Origin of the sequence: Adhaeribacter rhizoryzae (assembly GCF_008629685.1) — a bacterium.
GTDB classification, from domain to species: Bacteria; Bacteroidota; Bacteroidia; order Cytophagales; family Hymenobacteraceae; genus Adhaeribacter; species Adhaeribacter rhizoryzae.
Genome location: NZ_VWSF01000002.1, coordinates 378,890 through 392,378, shown reverse-complemented (window position 1 = coordinate 392,378; position 13,489 = coordinate 378,890). Strand labels below are relative to the sequence as shown.

Sequence of the window (13,489 nt, the reverse complement as noted above, 5' to 3'; positions counted from 1 at the left end):
TTGCCGGCTTAGCCTTACCCCAAAATAGGACACGTTCGGGCAGAGAAATATTCCGGAACTCCGCCCTTACTAGCCAATATTTTTAAGTTAATTCGCAAAATAAGCTGCGTATTTTTTGGGCAATTCGGGCAGTTTTTTAATCTTAATATCTTTGTAAAAAACTTCGGCGGCTTCGCTCTGCAATTGTAATTTTCCTTTAGCCAACGGAATAATTTTGCCGTTATCAACGTACCGCGAGTTTTGAAGTACCATTACCACGTGTCCGTTTACCAGGTGCAGGCTTTTATCGCCGTAGGTAATTAATTCTATTTCGGTCCATTCGCCGTTGGGGCTTTCGTGGTCTTCGCTGCGCAAACAAAAGCCGCTTAGGTTGGTACCTTTGCCCAAAGGCAGAAAAGGCTGCCTGGCACTGGCTACGGTGTTCATGGCCCCTTCGGGCAGGAAAGCCCGAATATCAATGGCCGAAGAAGAGATGGTCCAGTAATCGCCCATGTGGCCTTCCATTATTTGAAACTCCTGCCCCAGCATCCAGGCCCGCCAATAATCTACGCCGCTTTCGCCCACCGAATGGTAAACAATGCCGGAATCTTTGAGCAGGTTGGTACGGGGTTCCCACTTTTTTTCGCCCCATTTCACTTTTAGTTTTAAATGGTAATTTTCGTATTCTTGTTTCGTAAAAACACAGCCGTATATTTCGCCGCTGATGTGCAAGATTGACTCACCGTTTTTTTCAATTACCGAAAAAACCTGGCTCTCATTTTTATTATAGCCAATTGGTTCGATGGGCAAGCCCTCGGCATCTTTGGGTACCTGGCCGTTGTAACCTACTTTGTGGCGGTAACTCAGGTACATGCCCCATTTACTTAAATCTTTGTCCAGTAAATCTTCCCAATCGTTCTTCGGCTGAAAAGATACAAAACTGCTTAACGCACACCAGATTAACCCCAAAAAAACTAAAGTATTTTTTTTCATAGTAGTTGTAATAAAAGGTAAAAACAATAACCGGCCACTTTACGCAACCGGTAAATAAACCCGGAAACTTAAACGGCTATAAGCTTAATAAAGAATGTTTTATTTACTTCAAAGGTAAGGCGGGCAGCACCGGAGGCTGTGGTAAAAATCCGTTATTTTTTAGTAGAAATATATACAAATGCGCGCACGATGCGGCAATTATTGGCATAATCTAAAACCAATAAAAAGTAGCGCACCAACCGCTTTCCCCGTAAACTATTTTATAAATGAAAGCTTAATTTATTCCGGAAGCCACGGCGTTCAGAATAACAGACTGGTTAATTATTTTTCCGGAAGTATACGCAGAACGTGGAGCCTTCTTCTAGTTTACTTTCTACGGTTATTTTGCCGCCGGCATTATCTACTATTCGTTTTACCATATACAAACCAATACCTGAGCCTTCTACGTGGTCGTGGAAGCGCCGGAACATGGAGAATAATTTGGCCTGGTTAGCCGGGCTCAATCCTAAACCGTTGTCTTGTACAGTAAGTACCAAATAGGCTTCTTCGGCAAAAAAACTTACTTGTACCAGGGGTGTCCGGTGGGGGTGGCGGTATTTAATGGCATTGGAGAGCAAATTGTACACAATGCTGCGTAAATTTTTCGGGGAGAAAGAAAGCGGTAAGCTGTGGTCAATATTTATCTGAACCTGGGCGCCGGTTTCTTCGATTAGTGCGGCTAAATCTAATTGTACTTCTGCTACTACTTCGGCCACTTGCACTAAGGTGGCTTCGGTGTTATCGCCTTTTGGCAGCTTCGATATTTCGGTGAGGTTAAAGATAGTTTTCTTAAACCTATCAATGGCATCGCGGATTAATGTAATTAGCTGGGGCGTATCGCCGGTTTGGTAACTTTCGGCGGGAAGTTCCAGCAGCAATTCTTCCAGCAGCATTTCAATATTAGAGATGGGTGCTTTTAAATCGTGGGAGGCCGCGTAAATAAAATTATCCAGATCGATGTTGGTGTGCGTGAGTTGCTCGTTGGCCCGGCTTAACTCCTGGTTGGCTAATTGCAAATGCTGGTTAGCTTGCGCCAGTTCTTTAGCCATTTCGCGGGTTTCCTGCGCACTTTGCTCTACGCGCAGCCGGGCTTCCACCTGTTCGGTAACATCACTAACCAGGGTATAAAAGCCAACTACTTCGCCTTCGCGTACATCGGGCACGTAGCTGGTTCTAATGTGTTTGGTAAAGCCTTCGCGATAAGGCATAACGGCTTCAAAATCGAGTCGCTCGCCCGCTAAAACCCGGTTTATGTAACCTTCTGCGTTCCGGTAAGCTTTTTCACCAATCACATCCAGCAATTTACGGCCTATTAAATCCTGGGATTTCACCAGAAACCAAGCTTCGTAAGCCCGGTTGGCAAACTGGTAGCGTCGTTCTTTATCAATATACCCAATTAATACGGGTAAAGCATCGGTTATAAGCTGTAGTTGCTGGGCATTCGCTTCTATGGCTTTGCGGGTTTTTACCTGTTCGGTAACTTCATGGGCAAAAACCATAATACTGTCTATTACGCCTTCGCGATTGCGGTGGGCTAAGCACGTAAAAGTCCAGTAAATTTCTTCCATGGGGCCACTTTCGTACCGGGCCATGCTTAACAGTATTTCCTGGCCTATATATTTTTCGCCGGTTTGATAAACCCGCTGCAACTGTCCGGGAATGGCGGTATAGGCCAGTTCGGGCAGCGCATCCAGCAGCGGTTTACCCAGCAACATCCGGCCCGGAAAAATTTGCTGGTAAACCGGGTTAATTAAGGCAAAGGTTAAGTCGGGTCCGGTCAGGATGCAGATGGCCGAAGGCGCGTGCATCATTAAATCTTCGAGTTGGTGCCATTGCTGCTTGGTTTCGGCTTGGGCCTGGTGCAATTCCTGGGTTCTGGCGATTACCCGTTTTTCCAGGTCCTGGTTTAATACGTGCAAGGCCGCCGCACTTTTTTCTAACTGGTGCCGGGCATCAACAAAATTGGTTACATCCAGCGCAAAAATCAGGATGCCGTTAATTTTTTGCTGCTTATCGTAAATAGCCTGGTAAATAAAATTCCAGTAAATATCTTCGGGCTCCTGGTTCTCGAAACGGGCAACCGGAATTAATATTTCTTTGCCTTCAAAGGTTTCGCCCGTGTTATAAACCTTGTAAATAATATCGTAAACCACCGAATTCCGGAGTTCGGGTAAAGCCCGAAATAATGGCAAGCCCACGAGTTCGCGCCCCGGAAATAATTGTTGGTAAGCGGCATTTATGTCTTTGTATACTAAATCGGGGCCTTCCAGAATAGCCATAGCAGCCGGAGCCTGATCAAACAAGCGTTCCAGGCGCATCCGCTGCAGTTCGGCCTGGGCATTGGCCGCCTGCTCCCGGGCCTGGCTTTCCAAGAGTTGCAGTCGCGCTTTTTCGGCTTCGGTTACATTAGCGGTTTCGTGAATAATACACAGCAGTTTGCCGTTTTGGTCTAATAGCGGCGTGTTGGAAGTACGCCAGTAACGTTCAAGAAAGAAGCCGGCTTTATTCGGGTCCGGAATATCGTACCGGTAAACGGCCATCTGGTGGGTTTTACCATTGGCAAGTGCTTGCTGAATAGAGGCCTGCAGGTTGGCGGTGGGCGAAGCGCCGTCCTGCGCCGGATTATCCGGGAATATTCTAAAAACCTGCTTCCCAATAATATTTTCCCGCAACGTTAAGGTTTCGCGCAGGTAAGAATCAGTAGCCGCTTTAATAATCAGGTCCGGCGACAGCACCATAGCCAGATTGGCCTGCTTCTCGAAAACTTTAGTAAAAAGAAATGCTTCCCCGGTGGGTTCGGCCTCCGGATTAGCAGATACGTTATCAATCATGCAATATTTGCCCAATGGTAAGTATAACCTAACCCCTTACGTATTTTCTTTAATTTGGCTTAGGCTACCCTTCAAAACTAAATAAATTCTGTTTACCCAGCTGCAATCAACAAAGAAATTAAAGCTAATAGTTACAGAATTCCGGAAAATCTAGTGCTTCGCCAAACTAAAAATTAGAAATTATAAATTATGAATGATTATCAAATTAGCTATTTACACTTTGATGAATGAGTTCCCTAATGATTATTAAGGTGAAGCTCTAGGGCGAAAGTTTTACAACCACCTTCCCAATTGTTTTGCCCCGCTGAAACAAACCAATAGCCTCCTGCATTTGATTAAAATTATAAACGTGACCAATATATTGGGGCGCTAATTCCAGAGCCAGAAGCCCTTGCAACATCTGGTGCATTAAATCGGTTTGCTCGTACAGGTAAATCAGGTTAAAACCCATCAGCGATTTATTCTGAGTGGGTAACCTTAAAGGGTCTATTTTGGGTCGCCGGAAAAATTTCCAGAGGAGTTGGGGGTAATTGGGTTTGGCGCTGTGGCTGGAGAAACTGGCATTGCCGTATACCACCATGCGACCCATTGGGGCCATGGCTTGCCAGCCTTGCCGCAATATTTTACCCCCAATGCATTCCATAATCAGGCGCAGGGGCCGGTTACCCAAGGTATTTAGTAAATTTTGGTAAAAATTATTATCCCGCAAAATTAACGCATCGTAAGCTTCCTGCTCCTGCAAAAACTTTACTTTAGCTGGCTGCCCCACGGTACCAATGGTATAAGCGCCTATTTTTTTACAGATGCGGTTGGCCAGAATACCCACTCCGCCGGCTGCACTGTGGATGAGCACCGTCATGTTGGGTTGCAAATTGCCTAATTCTATAAGCGCATAATATGCGGTAAGCCCTTGCACCAGAAATCCGGCGCCTTCTTCAAAATTCCAGTTAGCCGGCAGCGGAATTACGTAGCGCTGCTGAATATTTAAATGCGATACATAGCCGCCAAACTTGGTAGCACCCATTACTTTATCGCCTACTTTCCATTCGGTTACACTCGTTCCGACGGCTATTATTTCGCCGGAAAATTCCAGGCCCGGAATAAAAGAACCTTTGGGTGTGGCACTGTACAAGCCCTGCATGGCAAAAATATCGGCGAAATTAAGTCCAATGGCTTTTACCTGCACGCATACTTCATCGGGTTGGGGCGGGGCCAGGCTTTCGGATTGTAGTTTTAAATCTTTAATAGACCCGGCCTTGGGCATGCGGTAAACCTGACGTTCTAACATAAATAATATTTATATATTAAACAGATTTAGATATTATTAAAGTCAAAACGTGTGGGCAGGGCTTATGTTCCTGGGTTCAGTACATAGGCTTTATTTTGTGGGAAAAACAGTTGTCGCAAACTACCCGGTTATTGTCGTTTTTGCACCGCCTATTTTTGGTGAACTGCCGGTATATTAGCAGAAACCATCTTAACATTTATTAGCTATGGAAAAGATGCAGCACAACCAGCCCAAAATTACGCCTTTCCTGTGGTTCGATAATAAAGCCGGAAAGGCATTTGGATCTTACTTAACAATATAGCGTATTGCAACAGGCGGCAGCACCGGAACTTCTGGTACCCGCTCAACTGGTAAGTAATTTATTTTTAAAATATTAGTATTAATTTTTACGAACCTATATAACCCGGAATAAATCATGCAAAATTACCAGGCTGCTAATGTAGACGAATACCTGAACGCCATTCCGGATAAAATGCGCCCTGCCCTAGCCCAGTTGCGGGCTACCATTAAAGCCGCCGCACCACTAGCCGAAGAAGCTATCAGCTACATGATGCCTGGTTATAAATATTTGGGCCCGCTGATTTACTTTGCCGCTTTAAAGAATAATTTGGCTTTGTACGGCATCAGTAAGGCTATTCTGGAATTATTCAAAACCGAGCTGCAGCATTTTAAAATTTCCGGCACGGCCATTCATTTCACCCCGGAACAGCCGCTTCCTGCCAGCCTGGTACAGAAAATAGTAGCCGAAAGAATTCGGGAGAACGAAGAAAGAAATGCTGTTAAAATATTAGCCTTAAAGGCCAAAAAGCAGAAACGTTTGGCTAAACCAAATAATTTAGATAATCAGGGAAAATGAAGCGGGTCTGTAATGTTCGTTTCGCTACGCAAGGTCTACCATTATTTTAGACTAAAAGAGTCGGCGTGATGGCAATTAATTTAGCAGCTTATATAATTTCAAAATCTCTTTATAATTACTAATTCACCCTTTTGCGTTCTTCCTCCGACCCAGTGTTTCTTCTGTTCAACACTTTTAAGTATTTATTGCCAAAGTTGCGGGTATAAATAAGCCGGAATACGCGGGGTTCAAACCTGACCGTAAGATCTACATCCTGGTTTAATGCGGGATTTCTATTTACAAAAGCTAAACGCCGGGTCCAAAATAAGTCGGAACCGGTTAACCGAAAGGTGCCCTTGTCATTTTTAAGTTTTTTCTGGATTCCCGCATTAAAATAACCGGTTGGTTTATGGTAACCAATTCCCATTGGCGCACGGGTTTGAAAAAAGTAAGCCAGTTCAAAAGTAATACCTTTGGGCAAAGTAAAACTTTGGGTTGTGTTTACTTGACCGTACCGGCCGCTAATCTTTATTTCTTCGCCCTGGTAATTGGTTTTGTTTTGCTGCCAGTTTACCATTAGGTTATTTTGCATTTGCCACCAGGCATTAATCTTAGCCGGGAAATTTAAATTTACAGAATAAGTATCAGCATCTCTGATGTTTTCTTTTGTGGTAAACTGTACATTTTTCTCCGGGTCTACGCGTATGGCCCAGGATATTGCATTATAGTCATGACTGTACTGAAAGGAAAGCAAATATTGCTTTTTTAACTGATAAGAAGCCTGCAAAGCATTGGTTAAGGTTGGCCTTAATTTATCGTTACCGGAAACAAAAGAATAAGGGTCCCAGAAGTTGACAAAAGGAGCTAAATCGTTGAAGGTGGGGCGGGTAATCCGGCGGCTGTAAGAAAATTGCAGGCCATGGTCAGGGTTTAGTTCGTGGGTAATGAAAATACTCGGAAACAGATTGTGGTACCGCCTATTTATTAAATTTTCCTTATCTACTACGGTGGTCAGGTTAGTGTAAGTAAATTCCCAGCGCAGACCCGTTTGCAATTTGGTTTTTGCATTTAGCTGGTGGCTGAAGTTTACATAAGCCGCGCCTATATTTTCCAGCATTTTAACATTTTGCCCCAGTTCCGGATCAATCTGCCAGTTTTCATTAATCAGCCGGTTAAATTCTACTTTATTATTTAACCGGGATGTGGTTCCTTTCAGGCCTGTTTCCAGTTTAGAATCTTTACTTAATACGGTACTGAAATCAGCTTTCCCTACCCACATGTGAATGGGCGTAAGCTTGCTGTTATTCATTTGTTCCTGCGCCTGAGAATTTTCATTAAAATAATTGTAATCGTTTTCATACCAATGCGGATTGCTGTGGTGATAAAACAAGTAGTCCAGATCAATATTTATAGATTGGTCACTGTTAAATACATGTTGCAGGTTAAGGTTACCCATTAAGTTACGCCAATGGTTTATTTCATGGTCTTGCATGTAAACATGGGTAACTACCTCCTGATCGTGTTTTATATGCGCGTTATTTTTACAATACTGGTGCCAGTTGTTATTAAACCCACTTACCAGCCCCCCAATCGTAGTTTTAGGGTTTGGGGTATAATCAAACCCAAATCTGCTGTTATAGCTTGCCTGGTAAGAATATCGTTTAGAATGGGTGTTACTTTCTTTTAACTGGCCCTGATTAACTACACGTCGGTTGTTTTGTATCTGAAACATAAAATGGTCATAGGAAAAAGCAGCATCACCGAAAAGATTCAGTTTGCGCGTACGGTGATTAAGGTTGGCCGAAGCGCCGGCTTTTTCGTACCAGCCGTGGCCTACATTACCGGAATAGGACCCATTGGTGCCCATATTTTGGCTTTTACTTAAAACAATATTAATAATACCTGCATTTCCTTCGGCATCGTACTGGGCCGATGGCGTGGTAATAAGTTCTATCTTCTCAATATTGCCGGCCTGCATGCTATTGAGCATCTGCATAACCGCTTCGGTGGGTAAGCGCGAAATTTTACCGTTTACCATTACCACTACTCCCGTTTTGCCGCTCATAGCTATGCTATTTTGTTGCCGGTTTACATTTACCCCGGGCGCTCGCTCTAGTACGTCCAAAGCTGTACCACCCGCAGCAGTTATGCTGTTTTGCACATTCACCACCAACCGGTCCAGGTGTTGTTCCAATAAAGGTTTCTTTTCCGTTACCGATACCTCCTGTAATTCCCGGGTCCTGCCAGCCAAAACCAGGGTATTTAATTGTATAACCTGCTTTTCAGAATGTATAGTGAATGTTTTACTGTAGGTTTGTTTATACCCCACCGCCGAAATTGAAACCAAATAAGGACCAGGTTTAACGTTCTCGAAACGGTACAAGCCGGTTTCGCCGGATAACATACCTTTTACCAACGCAGAATCATGGGCGCTTAATAACAATACATTAGCAAACGGAAACGCTTTACCCGATTCTTCCTGTACCTGGCCATTAATCAGGGTTTGCCCAGATGCCTGTAAACTAAACAAGAAACAAAATCCAAGAAAATACAGGCTAAAATTTCTAAAAGTATGCTTCATGTAAACAGATAAGAGGCAGTAGAGAATAAGCAGGACAGTAGCAACGGGAAACAATATTGGTTAGCGCAATATACCGGGAGGCAGCATGGGAATAGGAAGAAGTACCTGTAGATGAGCCTTATTAGCTTATCTAACTGAGAATTATTTTTGTTATTTTAATAAATACTAGTGATATAACAAGATAAAATTTATGTATGAATTTTCAATACCTTTTTTGTTAAATTTTTAAAAATAAAATCCAATTTAGTTGCAGCCGGATAAACAAGCAGGAAATAGCTGGTACGTACATATTTCTATCCGCACATAATTAGCCTAACATTCTTGTTAATAATTCGAAAAATTTAAGCTTTATTAGGAGAATAATTCTACCGTATTATTAAACTATCCTGGCCTCAAACGCGCTTACGCATGTATCTTCTGCCGAAACTTTATACTTGTTTACTCTTAATAATATTTAAAGCTTTTCTGCCGGGTTATAGCCAGGATAAAACGCAAAACACTAGTAAAACCTTAACTAATGAAGTTAAAGTTACGGGTGGCATTATTTCGGGCAGCCAGGCATCTACCGGCATTCGCGCCTACAAAGGCATACCGTTTGCTGCCCCGCCAGTAGGCGAATTGCGCTGGCAAGCGCCGCAGCCGGTAAAACCCTGGTCGGGTGTGCGTTCTTGTACTGTCTTTGGCCCAAGCCCCATGCAAAGAGAACCCGCCCCTTTTAGTATGTGGAGTGCGGAATTTCTGATCCAAAAAGAACCCATCAGCGAAGATTGCTTGTACTTGAACGTTTGGACCGGAGCCAAAACCGCGGGCGAAAAGCGGCCGGTAATCGTCTGGATTTACGGTGGCGGTTTTAACAGCGGCGGCACCAACGTACCCATTTACGACGGCGAAGCCATGGCCCGGAAAGGAGTTGTATTTGTGAGTGTAAACTACCGGGTTGGCATTTTTGGCTTTTTTGCGCATCCGGAACTTACAAAAGAATCGGGCCGGAATGCCTCGGGTAATTATGGCTTGCTGGATCAAGTGGCTGGTTTGCGTTGGGTGCAGCAAAATATTAGCGCTTTTGGCGGCGATCCGCAAAACGTAACCATTTCGGGACAATCGGCAGGTTCGATGAGTGTAAACTTGTTGGTAGCTTCACCGCTTGCTAAAAATTTATTTACCAAAGCCATTGCCCAGAGCGGCGCTTCCTTTACGCGCAAAAGCCTCTCATTGGCCCAAGCCGAACAGGAAGGTTTAAAAATGGCCGAAAAACTAAATGCTTCTACCCTGGCTCAATTACGAAAAATGCCGGCCAATGAACTACAACAAAAAGGGCAAGGCTCCCGCCCTATTGTAGACGGCTACTTTTTGCCCGACGATGTAGCCGCTATTTTTGCTGCCGGCAAAGCCAATAAAGTAGCTTTATTAACGGGTTGGAACGAAAACGAAGGTTTATCGGGACAAATTAAAAGCGCCGCCGAATTCCGGCAGCAGGTCGAAGCTGAATACGGAACAGCAGCCAAAACTTTTCTGCAATATTACCCGGCCACCAATGATAAAGAAGCCGAGTTTTCGCAACAAAATTTATCGCGGGATTTAACTTTTGGCTTACAAAATTATACCTGGGCCAATGTGCAGGCGCAGCAAGGTAAACTACCGGTTTATGTGTATCGGTTTGCCCGCATTGTACCGGCTACCGGCGAGTATAAAAAATACGGCGCTTTCCATACCGGCGAAGTGCCATACGCTTATAACAACCTGAAATTTGTAGATCGCCCCTGGGAACCCGCTGATCACCAATTAGCCAATATTATGTCAAGCTACTGGGTAAATTTTGCCACCAAAGGAAATCCAAACGGTCCTGGCTTACCAGAGTGGCCCTCCTACACCCTCACCGGCAAAAAGATTATGGTACTGGATACTAAACTCCAAGCAAAACCAATTCCGGATAAAGCGGCTTTAGATTTTTTGTACAAAGCAACCGTTAAAAATTAAAGAAAGCAGCAGTACATTTTATAAGCCCTGAAGGGGCGTGCTACCCTAGCCCAGGGTGCAGCCCTGGGTATTAGTAGTAAGTTCAACTAAGCCCTGAAAGGGCGAAATTTCTTTAATATTAAATATTCCGCCCTTTCAGGGCTCATGAAATATCCCGGTTCTTCTTTCCGATGGGCTTCACCCATCGCTGATTTATTACGCCCCGCTGGGGCTAAAAAATCAGGTAAGCTATACGGTTACTTCGAAGTTTCCTCTAATAAAAACCATAATTCCTGAACTCCGCCGTGCTAAACTTAGTTGTGCTATCTTTGCGCACTTTTAAAATGTATATGACGCCTAAAAAATATTATTCGCTTATCCTAATTCTGGGTTTCCTGACGGCCTTGGGTCCGTTTTCCATTGATATGTATTTACCGGGGTTTCCGGCCATTGCCGCCGATTTAAAAACTTCGGTGGCCGATGTTTCACTTTCGTTATCGAGTTTCTTTATTGGTATTTCGGCGGGTCAATTATTATATGGCCCCTTGCTGGACCGGTTTGGGCGCAAAAAGCCGTTGTATATTGGTTTAGTAATTTACCTGTTTGCATCGCTGGCTTGTGCCTTTGCTACAACCATTGAAGCTTTAATTTTGCTCCGATTTATTCAGGCGGTGGGTAGTTGTGCGGCGGCAGTAGGTTCGGTGGCCATGGTGCGCGATTTATTTCCGGTAAAAGATAGTGCCAAGGTATTTTCGTCGCTGATGTTAGTGGTGGGCGTTTCGCCGATGGTGGCTCCAACGGTTGGCGGTTACGTAACGGCTGGTTTTGGCTGGGAAGCCGTATTCCTGGTTTTGGCCGGAATGGCCGCGCTCATAATAATGGCCGTTTATATTGGTTTACCCGAGAGCAGCCGACCTGACCCGTCTATTTCGCTTAAACCCAAACCCATTCTAACTAATTTTTACGCGGTAATCCGGGAGCCGAGTTTTTACACCTATGCGTTAGCGGGGGCGGTTTCGTTTGCCGGCTTGCTGGCTTATGTGGCCGGATCGCCGTTGCTGTTTATGGAAATATTTGGAGTAAACGAAAAACAATACGGCTGGATATTCGCTTTCCTGTCGATTGGCTTAATTGGCGCCAGCCAGGTAAATACTTTTTTGCTGAAACGCTACCGCAGCCAGACTATTATTAAAACCGCACTTATTTGCCAAACCCTTATTGCCTTTGCTTTACTGGGCGGCATGAGCTTAAATATACTCGGATTAGCTGGCACAGTGGCGCTGTTATTTCTTTTCTTAAGCAGCCTGGGTTTTACGTTTCCGAATGCTTCGGCCCTGGCCATGGCGGCTTTTGCAAAAAATGCCGGCAGCGCCAGTGCACTAATGGGAGCGGCCCAAATGGGTATTGGGGCTTTGGCCACGGTAGCTTTAAGTTTATTTAACAGCCGTACGGCCTTGCCCATGGCCGGTATTATGGCAACGTCTGCTTTGCTGGCATTTATTATTTTGTTGCTCGGCCGCAAAGGCATCCCGGCTAGTGCTGATCCGGATGCTGAAGCTGTACCGGTTTTTCATTAATTTTAATTTATTCGTAAAACAGTTGTACTGATTAAACCTCACAGGTCTTTAAGCCTGTGAGGTTTCTTTAAGTGTAGTTTTTAATAATTTACTTCTTTTCCTTTATAAATTCAGCAGCAGGTTGGCTTGCAGAATAGATTCTTCTAAACCCGCATTTCCCGCTACGTTTTTCCAGTAGCGCCACTCGGTTCCTAAAAATATTTTATTAGGCTTACCCCAAGCGTTACCTAAGTCGTAGAAAAGTTGCGGCTGGGTTAAATATTGCGTTCTGCCGGGCCCCCGGTCACCAATAAAATCCATAAAACCCCTAAAGCGAAAACGTGCTTTTACAGCAACCGGTAAAACAATATCCCAACTAGGAGTAAATTGGTAGGTGCCGTGGTACTGGCCCCCGTGCTGTTTGTAGTAATATGTTTCGAGTTGCAATAAACCCGAACCGGGAATCCGGAACCGGAAAGCCGGGCCGGCGGTGTATACAAAAAAATCTTCGGAGCCGCCAAACAACACGTTTATTCCGCCTGCCAACGCTACATCGCTAAGGGGTCCACTTTTAATTTCGCGGCCGAAAGCCCGGCTTAAACTTACTTTCGGGTACCACTCCAGGTACAAGCTCGGGCTTTGCAGGCTAACATCGTTAAATAAATCAGCGAAGCCAAAATGCTCCAGGGCCCCATATCCGCCAAAGTGCTCCAGCGTAACGGTAGCTAAATCGCCGGATTGCTTTAAGTTTCGCCCGTAGAGGAACTGCACATTGGTTCCGCCCTGGTAAATTACTTGCGCCGTGGCGGGCAAACCAACCAACCCCAACCAACTTAATAAAAGCCAACTCAAAAATTTGCTGCTAGCACAATACCTTAATTTGGTAACGCCTGAATACATAGTGCAATATTTTTAATACAATTTGCTGGGTGTTAAATCTACTGACGTGCGCCACTTACCACATATAAATATTAAATACGAACTGTTTGTTTTCCTGTTTAAGCTGGGGTAAATACTGCCATTATCATCCGGAATATAATTACTACCTATTCATTAAAAGCAATGCTTAAGCGTTGTTGCCAAAGAAATATTTGGCTATGGTTTAAACTGCACGATGGTATTAAAATATTGATTTAAAATAGTTTATGACAATATTTTATTCATAAGCTTTTCATAATGACAATAATTTAAGAGACTTTAATGCCTTTTTAAGCATATTCTTTTTCAGGAAGCAGGCCTGCAACATATTAATGCTGTTTTTAAAAAATTTATCTATCATATATTTTAAACCACTACCAAAAATTTTCTGAAAGGTGAGCCGGCAGAATGAGAACAACTAGTATCTGAAATTTCCAATGCTTACCAGGCAGTTTTAAAAGCCCTAACAGCTACTTAGCTATAATTGCTGCTGCTAATAAATTTGCCTTTAAA

The 13,489-nt window shown here is 44.0% G+C and carries 8 protein-coding genes; 3 read left to right on the top strand and 5 right to left on the bottom strand.

Features of this window, described 5'->3' with window-relative positions; translation table 11 throughout:
- Positions 1 to 87: 87 nt before the first annotated feature.
- From F0145_RS04675 to F0145_RS04665, 3 genes are all read right to left on the bottom strand, one after another.
- On the bottom strand, positions 88 to 972 hold the full coding sequence (locus tag F0145_RS04675) for a 3-keto-disaccharide hydrolase (protein ID WP_150087137.1): 885 nt from the start codon (positions 970 to 972) through the stop codon (positions 88 to 90).
- 317 nt (positions 973 to 1,289) lie between these two features.
- Positions 1,290 to 3,842, bottom strand: a complete 2,553-nt coding sequence (locus F0145_RS04670; RefSeq protein ID WP_150087136.1) for a PAS domain-containing protein — start codon at positions 3,840 to 3,842, stop codon at positions 1,290 to 1,292.
- Positions 3,843 to 4,101: 259 nt separating this feature from the next.
- Complete coding sequence (locus tag F0145_RS04665) at positions 4,102 to 5,130, bottom strand: alcohol dehydrogenase catalytic domain-containing protein (RefSeq protein ID WP_150087135.1); 1,029 nt, start codon at positions 5,128 to 5,130, stop codon at positions 4,102 to 4,104.
- A 415-nt stretch (positions 5,131 to 5,545) separates the two neighbouring features.
- Between F0145_RS04665 and F0145_RS04660 the strand changes: the two genes are divergently transcribed.
- Positions 5,546 to 5,986, top strand: a complete 441-nt coding sequence (locus F0145_RS04660) for an iron chaperone (protein ID WP_150087134.1) — start codon at positions 5,546 to 5,548, stop codon at positions 5,984 to 5,986.
- 118 nt (positions 5,987 to 6,104) lie between these two features.
- Here the strand turns inward: F0145_RS04660 and F0145_RS04655 are convergent, their stop codons facing one another.
- Positions 6,105 to 8,495 carry a TonB-dependent receptor domain-containing protein gene (locus F0145_RS04655; RefSeq protein WP_190277471.1) on the bottom strand — a complete coding sequence of 797 codons (2,391 nt, stop codon included), beginning with the start codon at positions 8,493 to 8,495 and terminating at the stop codon, positions 6,105 to 6,107.
- 459 nt (positions 8,496 to 8,954) lie between these two features.
- On the opposite strand from F0145_RS04655, the gene F0145_RS04650 reads away from it, so the two are divergent.
- Both F0145_RS04650 and F0145_RS04645 read left to right on the top strand, forming a co-directional pair.
- On the top strand, positions 8,955 to 10,523 hold the full coding sequence (locus F0145_RS04650; RefSeq protein WP_150087132.1) for a carboxylesterase/lipase family protein: 1,569 nt from the start codon (positions 8,955 to 8,957) through the stop codon (positions 10,521 to 10,523).
- A gap of 329 nt (positions 10,524 to 10,852) precedes the next feature.
- Positions 10,853 to 12,079, top strand: coding sequence for a multidrug effflux MFS transporter (locus tag F0145_RS04645; protein WP_150087131.1), 1,227 nt, complete (start codon positions 10,853 to 10,855; stop codon positions 12,077 to 12,079).
- Between the two features lie 102 nt (positions 12,080 to 12,181).
- Here the strand turns inward: F0145_RS04645 and F0145_RS04640 are convergent, their stop codons facing one another.
- Positions 12,182 to 12,910: a hypothetical protein gene (locus tag F0145_RS04640; RefSeq protein WP_150087130.1), complete on the bottom strand. Its 729-nt coding sequence runs from the start codon at positions 12,908 to 12,910 to the stop codon at positions 12,182 to 12,184.
- Between the last annotated feature and the right edge of the window lie 579 nt (positions 12,911 to 13,489).

Bases quoted from the DNA above. Each gene is read 5' to 3' on its own strand.
- F0145_RS04675 (WP_150087137.1), bottom strand. From the start codon at position 972: ATGAAAAAAAATACTTTAGTTTTTTTGGGGTTAATCTGGTGTGCGTTA.
- F0145_RS04670 (WP_150087136.1), bottom strand. From the start codon at position 3,842: ATGATTGATAACGTATCTGCTAATCCGGAGGCCGAACCCACCGGGGAA.
- F0145_RS04665 (WP_150087135.1), bottom strand. From the start codon at position 5,130: ATGTTAGAACGTCAGGTTTACCGCATGCCCAAGGCCGGGTCTATTAAA.
- F0145_RS04660 (WP_150087134.1), top strand. From the start codon at position 5,546: ATGCAAAATTACCAGGCTGCTAATGTAGACGAATACCTGAACGCCATT.
- F0145_RS04650 (WP_150087132.1), top strand. From the start codon at position 8,955: ATGTATCTTCTGCCGAAACTTTATACTTGTTTACTCTTAATAATATTT.
- F0145_RS04645 (WP_150087131.1), top strand. From the start codon at position 10,853: ATGACGCCTAAAAAATATTATTCGCTTATCCTAATTCTGGGTTTCCTG.